The sequence below is a fragment of the Arthrobacter sp. TmtSoilC77 genome, assembly GCF_059739415.1.
Genome location: NZ_AP046050.1, coordinates 75,521 through 90,464, shown reverse-complemented (window position 1 = coordinate 90,464; position 14,944 = coordinate 75,521). Strand labels below are relative to the sequence as shown.

Genomic DNA, 14,944 nt, shown 5'->3' with positions numbered 1-14,944 from the left:
TGGGTACCTTCCGGTAGAGGCGGCATGTTCCTGCTCCCCTCAGGTACCCCGCAGCCCGCGGTTCACACGCCGGGTCCGGTAGTTTTCCAGCACCTTTGACGAAGGGAAGTCCAGATGGCCGTTCAACCGAATTTGGGCGTTGGCCCGGTGCTGGAAAAGTTCCCTGACGTGGAAAGGATTGCGGTCTTGAGGGGTGGCGGCCTGGGCGATGTGATTTACGCATACCCGGCGCTCCATGCCCTGAAAGCGGCCTATCCTGAAGCCGCGATCACGCTCCTGGGCACGCCGATCCATGCGGCTTTGGCGGCCGGGACGGATGGGCCCATTGACGAGGTGGAAATTCTCCCGTTCGCCAAAGGCATCCGCGACCGCCACCACAAAGACGGCGATCAAAACGACGACACCGACGACAGACTTGCCCAGGAAGAATTCTGCTCAGCCATGCGCGCCCGCAAGTTCGACCTCGCGCTGCAAATGCATGGCGGTGGCCGGTACTCCAACCCTTTCCTGCTCCGTCTGGGGGCGCGGCACACGGTGGGCACCCGGACAAAGGACGCCGAGCCCCTGGAACGGAATCTCGATTACATCTACTACCAAAACGAGCCTGATCGATGGCTTGAGGTAGCGGGCTTGGCGGGGGTGCCAACCATCATTTCTCCACCCTTGCGGCCCCTGCCCGAACACCAACAAAGCGTCGAAAGCCTGCTCAGCCAACGGCGTCCCCTCCTGGTGGTCCACCCGGGTGCCACCGATCCGCGGCGGCGATGGCCGGCGTCGTACTTTGCTGAAGCTGCGGCGACCATCGCCCAGGAAGGCGCGCAGGTGTTGGTGGTGGGTGACCGCTCCGAAAAGGCGCTGGCCCAGGAAGTGGCAGAACTCGCGGCAAGGCAACTGACAGTCCAGGACAAAGATGCCGTGCGCTCAGTTGCCGGCGAACTGGAGATCGGCGAACTCGCCGCGCTCCTGGACGCGGCCACCGTAATGCTTGCCAGCGACAGCGGTCCACGGCATTTAGCGCAAGCCCTTGGAACACCAACCGTGGGGATCTTCTGGGTAGGCAACGTCTTCAACGCAGGGCCCCGGGGCCGGAGCCTGCACCGCGTCCACATGTCGTGGGTGACCGAGTGCCCGGTGTGTGGGGCCGATGTGACCCAGGTGGGCTGGTCTGCACAGCACTGCGGCCACGACGACACCCTGATCAGGGGTATCGCCGTGGCCGACGTTGTTCAGGACGTGCATGACCTTATGGCCACGAGCCTTCTTCTGCGGGGCAAATAAGAAGCTCGCGGACCTCGCTGCCAAACGGCTGCGACAACGCGAACACCACGGCTTGCGCCACATTCGCAGGATCGTTGAGTTTGGAGTCGTCCTGCGGCTTGTATTGTTCGTCGCGGTCATCAAAGAAGTGTGTCTTCATGCCTCCCGGGATGATGGTGGTGACACCAATGACTCCCCCGGTTTCGGCGGCCAATGCCCGGCTGAATCCGATGACGCCGAACTTGGAGGCACAGTACGCCGTGGCGTCCGGAAGTGCACGCAAGCCGAGGGTTGATGCGATGGTGATCGCCCGGCCCCGGGATTCCTTCAAGTAGGGCAACGCCGCACGGACCACGGAAACGGTGCCCAGGAGGTTCACTCCAATCACCTTTTCCCACTCGGCTGCGGGAACGTCCGCCAGTTTGCCACAGCGGTCGATGCCCGCGGCCGTCACCACCCCATCCAGGCCGCCGAGGCTTTCGGCTGCCTCCTTCACAGCCGCTTCAACTGATTCACGGTTGGAGACGTCGACTTCAAGGGCTTTCGCGCCGGATACGTTGCTGATGTTGCGGTCGAAGACGAAGGGAGTGCCTCCGGCGTCGCGGATGGCATCGACGATTGCAGCGCCGAGGCCGGAGCCACCTCCGGTGACGATGACGCGGCCGGGAGTTTGCGTGTTCATACGGTTCCTTTCGGTGGTCGATTCTTGGATGAGACTTGCGTTCAGCTGACTTTGGCGAGTGCTTCAGCCAGGCCGCTGGTGGAGCGTGCCGGATGGAAGGGCACCGTTACGCATCGCCCTCCCCACGCAGCCACGAGGCTGGCTTCCGGCAATTCATGGGGTTCGTAATCTCCGCCTTTGACCCAAATATCGGGCCTGAGTTGGCTCAGGCAGGCTTCGGGGGTGTCCTCGTCGAAGACCACCACGGCATCAACGCAGGACAACGCGAGCAAGAGCTCTGCCCGGTCCTCCATGCTGACGATCGGCCGGTGCGGGCCCTTCAGACGCCGGACGGACTCATCGGAATTCAGGCAAACGATGAGGCAATCCCCCATGTCCCGGGCCGCAGCCAGCGTGCGTGCGTGACCGGCATGGAGGAGGTCGAAGCAGCCGCCGGTCGCCACGACCGTCCCGCCATCCGCCCGGACTGTCCGCGCGAGTTGGATTCCCGGTTCCAGGCCTTGGATTCCCGGTTCCACGCCCGGAAAGCGGCCAAAAAGCTCGACGACGGGACTCCCCTTTGCCCGGCCAGGCTGGCTGCCCTCTCCTGCGTCGGGCGTACTTGTATCCATGGCCAGGGAGGAGGCTCCGCCCTTCGCGAGGAAAGCGGAGGCATCCTCGACAGCCCTGGCCGCAGCAGCAGGCAGCGCGAGTCCCAGGCCCAAATACACGGCAAGGCTCCCCGCCAGGCGGTCTCCGGCTCCGCAAGGATCGTCCACGATTGTCTTTGGGGCGGGGATGATCCTGCCCGGCCCCGCACCTTCCACCAAAACCGCGCCCTCTTCGCCGGTCGTGACCAGGACGGCACGGCTTCCCCAGCGATCCAGCAAATGATTCCCTGCGTCCTCCGCAGTGCTCTTGGACGGATGCCGCCCGCCCGCCTTCGCAGCGGCCCGCGCCTCTGCGAGGTTGGGCGTTACGACGGCGGTACCCGGGACCGGCTCCGAACCGGCAGGGTGCGGATCCCACACCACCGGGACGTGGCGGGCGGAGTCGGCGAGCGCAGTGCGGATGTCGGGGTTTGCCGTGATTCCGCGGCCGTAGTCGGCCACGATAACCGCTTCCGCGGAGGCAATGGCAGCGAGCATCTCCGCGGTGCATGACGGGGAAGGGGCAGGTGCGCATCCTTCATCGAACCGGACCACGGGGTGGGTCCCAATACGCACGCGGGTCTTGGTGGGCGTTGGGGCGAGCGGGGCTCCGGTGAGTATGGTGACACCGGCCAGGGCGCGCCTGAGGTGGCTGGCGCCGTCGTCGTCCGATACCGCGGTGACCAGGGCGACGTCGTGACCGTCGCGTGCAAGCAGGGTAGCCACGAGGCCCGCGCCACCTGCCCGACGCCGGATATGGGCAACGTCCACAACGGGTACGGGCGCGTCGGGGCTGAGCCGGGTGGCGGTGCCGTTGATGTCCACGTCCAGGAGGACGTCACCTACGACTGTCACTTTCATGGCTGGGCTCCGTCCCCGGCCGGGCGCGGACCCGTCCTCCTCGCGACCTCCGCATCGAAGGCGCGGCATACAGCGTGGACAGCAATGAGGTGGCCTTCCTGGGCGTTGGCGGCGATGGCGTCCACTGTGATGGCTTGGTCGCAGGCTTCGGCCAGGGGGTTGGGCCCGGCGCCGGTCAGCGCCCACGTGGTGATGCCGCGTTCTCCTGCTGCCCGAACGGCGGACAGGAGGTTGGGGCTGCGCCCGCTCGTGGAGAGCAGGATGAGGACGTCCCCTGCCCGGCCGTGTGCCCTGACCTGGCGGGCGAAGACTTCCTCGTAGCCGTAGTCGTTGGACAGTGCCGTGAGGGCGGAGGTTTCGGCGTGCAGGGAAATTGCGGAGAAGGGTGCGCGTTCCGCGTCGAACCTGCCTACGAGTTCTGCGGTGAGATGCTGGGCTTCGGCCGCTGATCCCCCATTGCCGGCGGCCAGCAGCCGTTGTCCGGACAGAAGACGGTGGGCGAGCTCGGTTCCCCATTCGGAAAGGCGGGCGGCCTGCGAGCGCAGGGACTCGAGCGCTGGCAGTACGTTGTCCAGGTGTGCGGCGACCTCTGAGGCGATCTGTGGTTCACGGGTGTTTGTTGAGCTTGTAGACCCGCTCCAGCCTGCGGGCACGGTATCCGGGACGGGCTGCGTGTTCCGCGTGATTCTCTTGGGAACTGTCGATTCTGTAGTCACAGCGCTGTTCCTTCCAGTGGTTCCAGGCCTTCTCCGGCCTGCCGGGACAACCCCGCGGCCAAGACGGACCGGTACGCTTTCTCGGTGTCTGCGGCGATGCGGTCCCAGGAGTAGCGCGAGCGGGCGCGGCGGTTTCCGGCCCGGCCCATTTCGGCACGCAAGGCGGGGTCGGCGAGGAGGCGCCCCACGGCGTCGGCGATTGCTTCCGGGTCCCGCGGCGGTACGTGCAGTCCGGTTTTCTGGTCGACGACGGTCTCCCGGAGTCCGCCGACGGCCGCGGCCACTACGGGCACTCCGCAGGCCATGGCTTCGAGGGGAACGATGCCGAACGGTTCGTACCACGGCGTGCAGACCACGGCGTCTGCGCTGCGGAAGATTCCGGGCATGGCGTCGCGCGGTACCTGTCCCCGCATGGTGACCTTGTCCTCCACGCCAAGTTCCTTGGTCAAAGCGCGAAGCCTCTGGGCTTCCGGATCCTCTTCCAGGTTCAGGGCGTCGCCCGAGCCTCCGACGATGAGGAGCTCGACGTCGTCGAAACCGGCTTCAGCAAGGAGGGGCAGTGCCTGGATCACCAGATCCACGCCCTTCCTGGGAACCAGGCGGCCGACACTGAGGATGCGGTGCGTGCGGGACTTATTCTCTGGTTCTCCAGTGCCCGGGAAAAGGTTGAGGTCCACCCCGCATGGTGCGATGGAAATCCTCGACCTGCCAATGCCCAGCGCTTTGAGCTCAAAGACCTCGTCAGGGCAGGTGGCGATCACCCAGTCCGCCGTGCGCCCTACCCACGGTTCCAGCCATGCACGCGCGGGTGGGCTGGTGTCCGCTGAACCTTGATGCCTTCGCTTGACCGAACCCAGTGCGTGGAAGGTCTGGACCACGGCAATGGGCTCGGCGGCACCGGCCCGCCTGGAAGCCTGGATCGCGGCCAGCCCGGACATCCAGAAATGCGCGTGGACAACGTCCGGGACCGAGCCCGCCCAGTCCCGGCAGATGCCGTCGGCGAGCTCACCCATGAAAGGAAGCAGCTCGTCCTTGGGGATGTGGCGGGCAGGGCCGGCGTCAACGTTGACCACGGTGAGTCCCGGCGCAACCTGCACCTTTGCAGGTAGATCCGGGTCATCCCGCCGCGTGTACACGGTGACTTGATGGCCACGGCTGGCAAGACTTGATGAAAGGGCCGCCACATGGACGTTTTGCCCCCCGGCGTCCACACCTCCCAAGGCGGCCAATGGACTGGCGTGTTCGGAAACCATGGAGATTTTCATGGGTGCGTCCTCTCTGTGTCATGGCTGACGGACTCCGAACCGGGTTGCGGGCGGCGTTCCGTGTCGGGGAGCTGTTTGTTTGGGACCTGCTTTTCAGGGATCTGCTTTTCGGGAAGAGCAGTATCGGCAAGCGAAGGGCGGGCCGTGGGGAGATCCGCCAGGAGTTCGTCCCAGGCCTGATGGAATTTCCCGAGCCCATAGCGTTCCAAGGCTGCGGCCCGGGCCACCATCCCCATCGCATAGGCGTCACCGGGCTCGTCCAGCAGGCACCGCGCAAACCGTTGGAGTTCGTCCACGTTGTTCGAAACAAGACCTGCTCCCGGCGGGATTGCGCGGGTCGCCTCAGTGGTCGCCAGTGCCAGGACCGGCATTCCCAGGTGCATGGCTTCGAGCAAGGCCAACCCGAGGGATGTCCAACGGAGGGGATGCAGGTAGAGCCGGCAGCGGGCGAGTTCCTGATGCAGCCGGGGCGCGGGTACGTCCCCGGAAATCCGCAGGCGCTCCTCGCTCAGGCCGAACCCCTTCAGGTTCAGTGCTTCGGGCAGGGCTTCCGTCCCCATCCCGAACACCCGCAGCGGGCCTACTCCGGCGAAGCCCGGGAGGAGGTCCGTGCCCGTCACCCGGCCGCGACGGACGGGTTCGTTGACCACCACCCCCATCTCTTCGCGTTCACCGGTATAAAGCTGGCCGGGATCCGGGATGCCGTGCTCGATGACCACTGTTGGCGTGGATCCGGTGTCCCAGAAGAGCTGGTTGAAGTGCGTCACATGAACCACGGGGATACCGTGCTGATCGGCCAGTGGATGGAGAGTGAACGGGACGTCGCCTTTGGGCGTGTTGTGTTCAACGTAGACGGCAGGCAGGTCCACTCCGGGCCTTCGACCCAGCTTCCGGGCAACCGCGGCGATCTCCTCCGGACGTTGCAGGACCACCACGTCCACGCTGTCCGGATCAATGGTGTCCAGGTCAATCTCCTGCGCGGCGACCGGCCACTCCCTGCCGCCCCGCCCCAAACCCCACGCACCGCCGTCGGGTTCTACCGGAAGGAGGTATTCGTGCCGCCCCCTGACGAAGGCCTCCATCCATCCTCCGTGGACATGCCAGACCAGGATCCTCATGGTTTCCACACCTTTCTTCGGGTGCTGAGCGAGGACACTCCCCCCAACAGCCGTTCCACCGCCTCAAGGACTTGTTCCGGGGTAACTGAGCTAAGGCACGGGTGCCCCGGTACGGGGCAGATGCGTGCCCGCGTGTTCCTGCAGGCTGCTTCCTGGTCGCCGAGCAATTCCATCGGAACGCCGTAGGGCGCCCAGCGGATCGCAGGAACCACAGGGGAAAACAGGCACACCACCGGAGTTCCGACAGCTGCCGCCAAGTGGGCGGGACCCGTGTTGCCGGTGACCACGACGGCGGCGCCCGCGAGTACCGCTGCCAGTGTCCGCAAGTCTGTGGTGCCGCCGAGATTGTGTGCCGAGGGACCTGCCACGGTTGCCGTCAGCGATGTTTCGCCCGGCCCTCCCGTGACCACCACCCGGTGTCCATACGCTTCAAGGAGTTCCACGGTGGCAGCGTGGTGGAGTGCAGGCCACGCCCTCGCCGGAGCAGCTGCGCCCGGGTGGACCACGATGTACGGGCCCTTTTGGGTGAGTTCGTCCACCAGCTCCCCGGGTTCGTCCAGCGGGTTGATGTGGAGCTTGCCGTCGTCGCCCCGGGGAAGCTGGAAGCCTGCTGCCTGCGCAATCCCCAGCGCCCGCACAACTTCGGGCTGGTCCTCGGCGAAGTCTTCCCCGGGTTTCAACCGGACGTCCAGCAGGGAGCCGGCGTAGTCAGTGGAGGCGCCCGTGATGCGCTTGACGCCTGCCAGCCGCAGCAACAGTGCCAACGGAAGCGGGGACTGATGGAAGGACGTGAGGATCACGGCTTCCTCAATCCTGGAGCTGCGGACGAACTCGATCAGGCCATTGGTCAGCTCAGGCGTCACAGCGGGCGCGGGATTGACGATCCATGGGCACGGCCACGTGTGGACCTGGGTGACTCCGGGCAGCATCTCCGCCGCGCCGGCGCCTTCGGGGCCGCAGAGGAGGACGACGTCGTTTTGTCTGCTTCCGTCCGGCCTGCTTCCATTCGCCACGGCACGCAGGGCGGGTCCAGCGAGGAGCACATCGCCCATGCTGTCCAGTCGGGCTACCAGGACGCGGCTCATACGGGTGAATCCTGTCTGGCGTCGGGTTTCTGGAATTCCCCTCCTGTCGTGCCTGTCGCGGCATCCAACAGCAGCCCGACGGCGGCCAACAGGTTCCCCGCGACCACCCCCGCCGCCTCAATTTCCTCGGACCGCGTCACGTGGGTGGGCACCAGTACGGACCGCGAGCCGGCTGCCGTCGCTGCTTCGACGTCGGCACCAATGTCCCCAACGAAGGCCACCTGGGACGGGTGCAGCCCCAACGTGCTGCATGCGGCGAGAATCATTCCCGGCGCAGGCTTACGGCAGGCACAGCCATCGGCCGGGCCATGCGGGCAGATTTCCCACACATCGAACGGGCCCAGAAGCTCCTCAACGCGCCGGTTCACGGCGTGGACCTGATTCAACGTCAGCAGGCCACGGGCAACACCCGACTGGTTGCTCAGCACCCCTGTTGCCAGTCCCGCCCGGCGTACCTGCCCAAGAGCCGAACGGGCACTATCCATGGGCCGCACCAGTTGCGGGTTGCCGTTATAGGGCACGTCAACGACGAGTGTTCCATCGCGGTCAAACAGGACCGCTTTCAACGTTCCAGTTCCTCCCATATCCGCAACGTTCCCCAGTTCTCCCGACACTAAACAGCGTGAAGACGAGAAGTTTCCCTGCGGGGCCAGCACCTGCGTTGGCCGCTAGACTCCTAGCGGGAGGCCACGATGGACACAGCCGAATTGAACGGACAACCCCTGCTGCTGGCCTTGCGCGCCTTGAAACTAGGGGACCTGCTTGTTGCCGTTCCGGCGCTTCGCGGCCTGCGCCGGGCATTCTCCGAGCACCGCATTTTGTACGCGGCGCCAGCCTGGATTGCGGAGGCCTTGGAACTGGTGGGCGGCATCGACCACCTCCCCACGCCGGGCCTTGATGATCCACTGAACATCGCCCCGGGCGCCGTGGACATCGCCGTTAACCTGCACGGAAACGGACCCGAAAGCCGGCAGCGCATCAATGAACTCCGGGCCAGGCGGGTGCTCGCGTACCAAGCTCCCGGGCTCGACGGACCTGAATGGACAACCGGCATCCCTGAACGCGAGCGCTGGACCCGCCTCCTGAACTGGCACGGCATCGACGCCGATCCCTTGGATTACCGGCTCAACAGGCCGAGCATTCCCTCGCCCCGGCCTGGCGCCACGGTCATCCATGTGGGCGCCGCCTATGGCAGCAGGCTCTGGCCCATAGAGCGGTTCGCCGAAGTGGCCGTCGAGCTCTCCCGGGCAGGGCACGACGTCGTGCTGACCGGGGGCACGTCCGAGCGCGGGCGGGCAGTGGAGACCGCCGCCTTGGCAAGACTCAAAGGAGCAAACCTCGACGGCGGCGTGCTGGCCGGGCGGCAGGGCCTCGCAGAGTTCGCGGCGACCATTGCGGATGCCCGGCTCGTCGTTTCGGCTGACACCGGCGCCGCACACCTGGCTTCCGCGTATGCCCGGCCCTCCGTGGTCCTGTTCGGCCCCGCTCCCCCTGAAGAATGGGGTCCGCCGCCGGGACCGCACGTGGTGCTTACCGCCGTCGAACTTCGCCGCGGTGACGTTTTCGCCGCCGATCCCGATCCTGCGCTCCTTGCCGTGACCGTCCGTGATGTGTTGGATGCGGTGGGCGGGTTGGGCTGCTGAATCCTGGGCTCTTGGTTGTTTCGGCTGTTGCTTTCGCTTGTTAAGGCGCCGTTCCGTCCTGGAGGCGTGCTTCCTCGTCCAGGAGCTGTGTCTGCAGGGACACCAGGATCTTGGAAAGCCGCCGCGAGACCTGCATTTGGGACATGCCCAGTGCCTCCGCGATGGTGGACTGGGTTTCCTCGCGGTAGTAGCGGCGATAGAGGAGGTGCCTGTCCTCCGCGCTCAGGCCCCGGATTGCGTTTCGAAGGGCGAGCACGTCCTCCAGCCGCTCCGTCGGAGATCCGAAAGCGGAAACGCATGCTTGCAGTCCGTCGCGGCCCTCCGCAGCGGGAGCGTCCAGGGAATCCGGCCGTTTGCTGGTGCCGGCCATCAAGGCTTCCCTGACTTGGCAAGGTTCCAGACGAAGGTCCGCTGCCACTTCTTCGGGCGTCGGAGTCCTCTGCAGGCTTTGCGTCAGTTCCTCGGTCCTGGCGAGCACTTGGCGCCGCACATCCTGGATGGGCCTCGGTGGCCGCACTACCCAGCAGTGATCGCGGAGATACCTCTTGACCTCGCCGGCGATGGTCGGTGCGGCGTAGGCGGGGAAGCTGACGCCTTTGCTTTCGTCAAATCCCCGCGCCGCTTTGATCAAGCCCATGTACGCAACCTGCCGGACGTCGTCGAGATCGTGCGTGTGGGCAGAATATCGGGCGGCAATTGATTTTGCGAGATTGAGATGGTCCAAAACCAAACCGTCCTGGAAGCTTTGACGGATGGTACTTTCCGGCGCAGGAGGCCGGATTTGGACGTCGTGTGGTCGGGTTTGTCGCATGTGGCTTCAATCCTTAGACCTGCTGAAGTGAGTGAGCCCACGGCAAGACTCCTTAAAAAGAGAAGCACACTTACTATTAGCTTTCAACGGGTATTCAGGACTACGCTCGAAGGGTAGCCTCCTCCAGGGATCGGAGATCCACGTGGAAAACCAACAACTCACCGAACCGCATCTTGTAGCAGCGGAAATCCAGGACCTGCTTCTGGATACACCGGACGTGGAGGCCTTCCTGGCCGAGCTGGCACGCCACTCAGCGGCCATGTTCACCAAGCCTGACAACGAAGTATTTTGTGGCATCACACTGCTTCGGCATCGGGCCGCGGCCACAGTGGCAAGCAGCAGCGAACGGGCGCAGATGCTCGACGAACTCCAGTACCAGTACGCCGACGGCCCATGTGTCCATTGCTGCAGGGAAGGCACACTGGTGCATGTTCCGGACTTCGAAAAAGACAACACCTGGCCTGAGTACAACGAGCTAGCCCTGGCGAACGGTGTTCATTCTGTCCTCGCCGTTCCTTTCCCGCTCACGGATGACACCGCACGGGCAGGCTTGAACCTCTACTCCGAACGCCCCAGCGGCTTCGACCAGGCCGCCGTTCAACGCGCCACCGATTACGTTCAGCAAGCATCCAAGGGCCTGCAACTGGCAGTGCTCATTGCCCAGCACAGCCAAACCGCCGCCAACCTTCGTGCCGCCATGGCATCCCGGACAGTCATCGACGTAGCCACAGGCATCATCATCGCCCAAAACAGGTGCAGCCAAGCTGAAGCGGTTGAGCTCATCAAAAAGGCCTCCAGTAACCGGAACGTCAAGCTCCGGGACGTTGCACAGGCAATTGTCGACTCAGCCGGTGGCGGCCCTGTTCAAACCCATTTCACTTAACCCCCACCAAAACCACAACAATCCACAGCGAGGTGTCACGGATGCAAACCGTCACGAAGGCCATCGAGGTAGAGGTACCGGTTTCGGTCGCCTACAACCAGTGGACCCAGTTCGAAAAGTTTCCCGAGTTCATGAGCGGCGTGGAGAATGTCCGCCAGATCAACGATTCAACGCTGCACTTCTCAACCAAGGTCGGCGGAGTCCGGCGCGAATACGATGCCCGCATCACCCAACAAGTTCCGGACACCGTCATTGCGTGGGAGAGCATCGACGCACCGCGCAACGCCGGCACAGTCCGCTTCGACAACCTCGGACCCCAGCACTGCGGCGTCAACGTGACACTGGAATGGGAGCCCGAAGGATTCGTGGAGAAGGCCGGCGCAGCGCTCTCCGCCGACGAAATGCAGGTGGCCGCGGACCTGGACAAATTCAAGGAATTCATCGAGGACCGCGGCCACGAAACCGGTGCCTGGCGGGGGCGGGTGGACTAGCCCGCGCCGCCTCCGGGCTTAGCCGTGCGGCTGCTACAGCAGGCTGCGCAGAACCAGGGCGGCGCCGTCGTCGAATACTGACGCGGTGACCTCATCCGCAACGGCGATCACTTCCTCGGGAGCCTGGCCCATGGCCACTCCCCTGCCGGCCCACGTGAGCATCTCGATGTCGTTGCGGCCATCTCCCACCGCCACCGTGTTGGCCTGTTCCGTGCCGATCCTCTTGCGCAGGGCCTCAAGCGCACTGGCCTTGGTCACGCCCTCCGCGGCAATGTCCAGCCACGCAGTCCAGCCAACCGAGTACGTCACGCCGGACAGGCCGATGTGGCGGATGGCGTGATTGAAGTCGTCCGAAGTGTTGTCGCTGCTGAAGACCACCACGCGTACCGCCGTGGCCTCCAACATGGTCTTGAAGTCCACGCCGATTGCCTCGACGCCAAAGCTGGCATCCTGGAAACGCTCCGTGGAGAGGAAGTTCCCGTCTTCATCCTCCAGCGCGTACTTCGCGTTGGGCAGGCGTTCGCGCAGGGCCTTCAGCGCCGGAGCGGGATCGAACGTTGCCTTGTGGATGATCTCATAGCCGGTTTCAAGGGTGGGATCCAGCCGGAGAGTAACGCCGCCGTTGCAGCACACGGCGTAGCCACGTTCCAAACCGATTTGCCCGATGATAGGCAAGGTGGCATTCAGCGACCGGCCGGTGGCGATCATGACGTCATGCCCGCTCGCGACCACCGCCTGCGCAGCCGCCCTAACCTCTGGGGACATGTGGCCATCGTGGTCCACGAGCGTACCGTCAACGTCCAATGCGATCATGAGTTTGTTGTTGTCATTTGGCTGGTCATCGATGCCAGCAACTGGAGTGTCAGTCAAAATAGTCATGGTTCCAGTAGAGCAGACACCTCTGACACCGCACTAGGACCGAGGACACAGCAAGGGATTAACGCCGCGTGAACACTCCGGGCCACCCCATGGGCGCCACCCTTCCTCGCGAGACCCCGCCTTACGGACAATTCACCCTCGCGCGCGTGGGTGAATTGTCCGGTGGAGGGTGAAACGCGATGAGCTTTTCCACATAGCCCCACCTGTCAGGCCCACTCACCCCCTGCGCCGTCAAAAGTTGTTTCCATGAAAGAAACAACCGAGTTCCTGGTGTCCGCCCAACAAAGAGCCAACACGGGAGATATCCGTTCCCTCAGCAGGCGATTTACGAAGGGTGAACTGGTGAGAGTGCGCAAAGGGGTCTATATGGACAAGAGCCGATGGATCTCCCTGAAGCCTTGGGAGCGCTACTCCGCGACTGCCAGGGCAGTAGCTTTGGAACTCCCTTCTGCCCATTTCTGCTATGAGACAGCAGCCGTACTTTGGGGCTTACAAGTCGTCGGAATCCCAACGCACATCCACGTGGCCAATTCGGCGTCCAGCCACGCTGGTTCCAGACGACCCACCACCAAGGCCGCCGCAGACGCGAAGTCTGGCAGCACAGGATTGGAAGGCATCAGGAGCTATGGACTCTATCGCCATGCCTACCGGGTAGGCGTAGTGCAATTGAAAGGACTAACCGTCGCGGACCTTCACTCAACAGCGGCTGACGTCATGGCCCGGCTTCCCTTCGCACGGGCGGTGGTTCTAGCGGATCATGCCATCAGCCAAGCAAGGTTCGGAACTTCGGCCGCCAGCGTCGAAGAGCTGCATCATGCAGGGGGAAGGCTGGCATCCGGCGCCAAGAGAAGGTGGGTCAGCTCAGTACTGGACTTCGCCGACGCTCGCTCGGGCTCAGCCGGTGAGTCCCTGAGCCGTGCCCAGATGCATCTACTTGGTTTTCCAGCCCCCGAGCTTCAGACCGAATTCCATGACGCCCTGGGATTCGTTGCCCGGCCCGATTTTTACTGGCGGAAGCTGAAGATTATTGGCGAGTTCGACGGGGATGCAAAGTACCTCAATGACGAGTACCTCAACGGTGGAACTGCACGTGAAGCCGTGCTCAAAGAGAAGAAACGAGAAGACAGGCTCCGTGCCATGGGTTTCCAGGTGGTGCGGTGGGACTGGGCAACAGCAATCAGGCCGGAGAAGATCCTCGCAAAACTCGAAGCAGCGGGTCTTCCTCGGACAAGAAACCCCGCCTTACGGACAATTCACCCTCGCGCGCGTGGGTGAATTGTCCGTAAGACGGGGATCCGCGCCGAAACCTACAGGACCGGCAAAACCTCAAGCCCGCCAAGGTACTTCTGCAGGGCCTTGGGAACGTTGACCGAGCCGTCCGGGTTCTGGTGGTGCTCCAGCAGGGCCACGATCCAGCGGGTGGTGGCCAGGGTGCCGTTCAGGGTCGCCACGGCACGGGTGCCCTTGGCCACGCCGTCCTCGTTGATCACGCGTTCGCGGATGTTGAGGCGGCGGGCCTGGAACGTGGTGCAGTTGGAGGTGGACGTGAGCTCACGGTAGGCATTCTGGGTGGGAACCCAGGCTTCGCAATCGAACTTGCGGGCAGCGGACATGCCGAGGTCGCCCGCAGCTGTGTCGATCACCCGGTAGGGAAGCTCGCACTTGGCCAGCATTTCCTCTTCCCAAGCGAGCAGGCGTTCGTGTTCCGCGGCTGCTTCTTCAACCGTGGTGTAGATGAACATCTCCACTTTGTTGAACTGGTGTACGCGGATGATGCCACGGGTGTCCTTGCCGTGCGAACCGGCCTCGCGGCGGTAGCAGGAGCTTTGGCCGGCGTAGCGGATGGGACCGGAAGAGAGGTCCAGGATCTCGTCCGCGTGGTAGCCGGCGAGGGCCACCTCCGAGGTTCCCACAAGGTAAAGGTCGTCTTCAGCGAGACGGTAGATCTCGGCGTCGTGCTTTACATCGAACCCGGTACCCTGCATGGTCTCCGGACGCACCAAGGTGGGGGTGATCATCGGGACGAAGCCAGCCTCGATCGCCTGGTCCATGGCCATCTGCAGCAGCGCCATTTCCAAGCGGGCACCCACGCCACGCAGGAAGTAGAAGCGCGCGCCAGAGACCTTGGCGCCGCGTTCCATGTCGATCGCGCCGATCAGTTCGCCGATTTCCAAGTGGTCCTTCGGCTCGAAATCCGTGAATTCGCGCGGCGTGCCCACCGTCTTGACCACGACGTAGTCGTCCTCGCCGCCCTCGGGAACGCCATCGACGATCAGGTTGGGGATGGCGCGGAGCAGTTCTTCCTGCTTGGCCTGGGCAGCAGCAGCTTCAGCGGAAGCGGCCTTCACCGAGTTGGCCAGTTCCTTGACCTCGGCCAGCAGGGCCTGCTTTTCCTCGCCCTTTGCCTGGGCAACCTTCTTGCCGAAGGCGTTCTGCTCGGCCCGGAGGGTTTCATGGCGGATCAGCGCGGCGCGGCGGTCGGAGTCTGCGGAGATGATCGCGTCCACAACGGACTCGTCGGCGCCACGGGCGCGCTGGCTGGCACGGAACTTGTCCGGATTTTCGCTGAGGTCTTTTACGTCGATCACCACACAAGAGTATCGAATCTGCGGTGCACGCCCAGG

At 64.2% G+C, this 14,944-nt stretch carries 15 protein-coding genes; 5 read left to right on the top strand and 10 right to left on the bottom strand.

What is annotated here, in order from left to right; all coding sequences use genetic code 11:
• Positions 1-114 precede the first annotated feature (114 nt).
• Positions 115-1,278 carry a glycosyltransferase family 9 protein gene (locus AC6I99_RS00465; RefSeq protein ID WP_497959782.1) on the top strand — a complete coding sequence of 388 codons (1,164 nt, stop codon included), beginning with the start codon at positions 115-117 and terminating at the stop codon, positions 1,276-1,278.
• Here AC6I99_RS00465 and AC6I99_RS00460 read toward each other — a convergent pair.
• The 7 genes from AC6I99_RS00460 to AC6I99_RS00430 are packed head-to-tail and all read right to left on the bottom strand — an operon-like array spanning position 1,244 to position 8,197.
• The gene (locus AC6I99_RS00460) at positions 1,244-1,939 is read right to left on the bottom strand and encodes an SDR family oxidoreductase (RefSeq protein ID WP_223947500.1); all 696 of its coding nucleotides are present in this window, start codon (positions 1,937-1,939) and stop codon (positions 1,244-1,246) included. The genes AC6I99_RS00465 and AC6I99_RS00460 overlap by 35 nt on opposite strands.
• Before the next feature lie 41 nt (positions 1,940-1,980).
• Positions 1,981-3,429 carry a PfkB family carbohydrate kinase gene (locus AC6I99_RS00455; protein ID WP_497959779.1) on the bottom strand — a complete coding sequence of 483 codons (1,449 nt, stop codon included), beginning with the start codon at positions 3,427-3,429 and terminating at the stop codon, positions 1,981-1,983.
• Positions 3,426-4,145, bottom strand: coding sequence for a D-sedoheptulose-7-phosphate isomerase (locus AC6I99_RS00450; RefSeq protein ID WP_497959777.1), 720 nt, complete (start codon positions 4,143-4,145; stop codon positions 3,426-3,428). The genes AC6I99_RS00455 and AC6I99_RS00450 overlap by 4 nt, the downstream gene beginning before the upstream one ends.
• Entirely contained in the window at positions 4,142-5,410 is a 1,269-nt protein-coding gene (locus tag AC6I99_RS00445; protein ID WP_497943922.1) for a glycosyltransferase, read from the bottom strand. The genes AC6I99_RS00450 and AC6I99_RS00445 overlap by 4 nt, the downstream gene beginning before the upstream one ends.
• Positions 5,407-6,528, bottom strand: a complete 1,122-nt coding sequence (locus AC6I99_RS00440) for a glycosyltransferase (RefSeq protein WP_497959775.1) — start codon at positions 6,526-6,528, stop codon at positions 5,407-5,409. Before AC6I99_RS00440 ends, AC6I99_RS00445 begins: the two co-directional genes overlap by 4 nt.
• Positions 6,525-7,613, bottom strand: a complete 1,089-nt coding sequence (locus AC6I99_RS00435; protein ID WP_497959772.1) for a glycosyltransferase family 9 protein — start codon at positions 7,611-7,613, stop codon at positions 6,525-6,527. The genes AC6I99_RS00440 and AC6I99_RS00435 overlap by 4 nt, the downstream gene beginning before the upstream one ends.
• Complete coding sequence (locus AC6I99_RS00430) at positions 7,610-8,197, bottom strand: D-glycero-alpha-D-manno-heptose-1,7-bisphosphate 7-phosphatase (RefSeq protein ID WP_497959771.1); 588 nt, start codon at positions 8,195-8,197, stop codon at positions 7,610-7,612. Before AC6I99_RS00430 ends, AC6I99_RS00435 begins: the two co-directional genes overlap by 4 nt.
• A 108-nt stretch (positions 8,198-8,305) precedes the next feature.
• On the opposite strand from AC6I99_RS00430, the gene AC6I99_RS00425 reads away from it, so the two are divergent.
• Positions 8,306-9,256 carry a glycosyltransferase family 9 protein gene (locus AC6I99_RS00425; protein ID WP_497959769.1) on the top strand — a complete coding sequence of 317 codons (951 nt, stop codon included), beginning with the start codon at positions 8,306-8,308 and terminating at the stop codon, positions 9,254-9,256.
• Between the two features lie 40 nt (positions 9,257-9,296).
• Here the strand turns inward: AC6I99_RS00425 and AC6I99_RS00420 are convergent, their stop codons facing one another.
• Entirely contained in the window at positions 9,297-10,067 is a 771-nt protein-coding gene (locus AC6I99_RS00420) for a sigma-70 family RNA polymerase sigma factor (RefSeq protein WP_224094577.1), read from the bottom strand.
• Positions 10,068-10,209: 142 nt separating this feature from the next.
• On the opposite strand from AC6I99_RS00420, the gene AC6I99_RS00415 reads away from it, so the two are divergent.
• Complete coding sequence (locus tag AC6I99_RS00415) at positions 10,210-10,950, top strand: GAF and ANTAR domain-containing protein (protein WP_224165983.1); 741 nt, start codon at positions 10,210-10,212, stop codon at positions 10,948-10,950.
• Positions 10,951-10,991: 41 nt separating this feature from the next.
• Entirely contained in the window at positions 10,992-11,441 is a 450-nt protein-coding gene (locus AC6I99_RS00410) for an SRPBCC family protein (RefSeq protein ID WP_224094576.1), read from the top strand.
• 33 nt (positions 11,442-11,474) lie between these two features.
• Here AC6I99_RS00410 and AC6I99_RS00405 read toward each other — a convergent pair whose 3' ends face one another.
• On the bottom strand, positions 11,475-12,320 hold the full coding sequence (locus AC6I99_RS00405; protein WP_497959767.1) for an HAD family hydrolase: 846 nt from the start codon (positions 12,318-12,320) through the stop codon (positions 11,475-11,477).
• Between the two features lie 246 nt (positions 12,321-12,566).
• On the opposite strand from AC6I99_RS00405, the gene AC6I99_RS00400 reads away from it, so the two are divergent.
• Positions 12,567-13,595, top strand: coding sequence for a hypothetical protein (locus AC6I99_RS00400; protein ID WP_497959765.1), 1,029 nt, complete (start codon positions 12,567-12,569; stop codon positions 13,593-13,595).
• Between the two features lie 32 nt (positions 13,596-13,627).
• Here the strand turns inward: AC6I99_RS00400 and serS are convergent, their stop codons facing one another.
• A complete protein-coding gene (gene serS, locus AC6I99_RS00395) occupies positions 13,628-14,908 on the bottom strand; it encodes a serine--tRNA ligase (protein ID WP_497959763.1) in 1,281 nt (426 codons plus the stop codon).
• Positions 14,909-14,944 lie beyond the last annotated feature (36 nt).

Bases quoted from the DNA above. Each gene is read 5' to 3' on its own strand.
- AC6I99_RS00430 (WP_497959771.1), bottom strand. From the start codon at position 8,197: ATGGGAGGAACTGGAACGTTGAAAGCGGTCCTGTTTGACCGCGATGGA.
- AC6I99_RS00445 (WP_497943922.1), bottom strand. From the start codon at position 5,410: ATGAAAATCTCCATGGTTTCCGAACACGCCAGTCCATTGGCCGCCTTG.
- AC6I99_RS00425 (WP_497959769.1), top strand. From the start codon at position 8,306: ATGGACACAGCCGAATTGAACGGACAACCCCTGCTGCTGGCCTTGCGC.
- AC6I99_RS00465 (WP_497959782.1), top strand. From the start codon at position 115: ATGGCCGTTCAACCGAATTTGGGCGTTGGCCCGGTGCTGGAAAAGTTC.
- AC6I99_RS00455 (WP_497959779.1), bottom strand. From the start codon at position 3,429: ATGAAAGTGACAGTCGTAGGTGACGTCCTCCTGGACGTGGACATCAAC.
- AC6I99_RS00410 (WP_224094576.1), top strand. From the start codon at position 10,992: ATGCAAACCGTCACGAAGGCCATCGAGGTAGAGGTACCGGTTTCGGTC.
- AC6I99_RS00440 (WP_497959775.1), bottom strand. From the start codon at position 6,528: ATGAGGATCCTGGTCTGGCATGTCCACGGAGGATGGATGGAGGCCTTC.
- AC6I99_RS00435 (WP_497959772.1), bottom strand. From the start codon at position 7,613: ATGAGCCGCGTCCTGGTAGCCCGACTGGACAGCATGGGCGATGTGCTC.
- AC6I99_RS00460 (WP_223947500.1), bottom strand. From the start codon at position 1,939: ATGAACACGCAAACTCCCGGCCGCGTCATCGTCACCGGAGGTGGCTCC.
- AC6I99_RS00420 (WP_224094577.1), bottom strand. From the start codon at position 10,067: ATGCGACAAACCCGACCACACGACGTCCAAATCCGGCCTCCTGCGCCG.
- AC6I99_RS00405 (WP_497959767.1), bottom strand. From the start codon at position 12,320: ATGACTATTTTGACTGACACTCCAGTTGCTGGCATCGATGACCAGCCA.
- AC6I99_RS00400 (WP_497959765.1), top strand. From the start codon at position 12,567: ATGAAAGAAACAACCGAGTTCCTGGTGTCCGCCCAACAAAGAGCCAAC.